Here is a 305-nt window from a genome sequence, read left to right as displayed (position 1 = left end):
GGGATATTTTAAATCAAATTCAGAAGCGACAATTAAGTCAGATAATGGTGGAACAAAAATTGAATATGACTTATCAACTAAACTGGATTTAGGATTATATTTAGATTCTAAAAAAGAAACATTTATATTTGCAGGGGGAAATTTAAAAGGAGAAGGAAAAGCAGGTTCTCTTAAAACGCCAGGGTACTTAGGAGCAAGATTTGAATCAAAAGTAACAGATGATTCAAATATAATCTTAACAGGGGCTTACAGAATTGATAATATAGATATTAAAGATATAGTTAAAGAACATGCACAAAAAGCAT

General features: G+C 29.5%; 1 protein-coding gene. It reads left to right on the top strand.

Annotated features, from left to right (window positions below; all coding sequences use genetic code 11):
• Window positions 1-305, top strand: a 305-nt coding sequence (locus AYC60_RS09080) for a hypothetical protein (protein WP_197416973.1), incomplete at both ends; no start/stop codon positions are given.

The organism is Streptobacillus felis, assembly GCF_001559775.1.
Classification (GTDB): domain Bacteria; phylum Fusobacteriota; class Fusobacteriia; order Fusobacteriales; family Leptotrichiaceae; genus Streptobacillus; species Streptobacillus felis.
The sequence above is the reverse complement of the archived record's forward strand: the minus strand, read 5'-3'. Positions and strand labels throughout refer to the sequence as shown.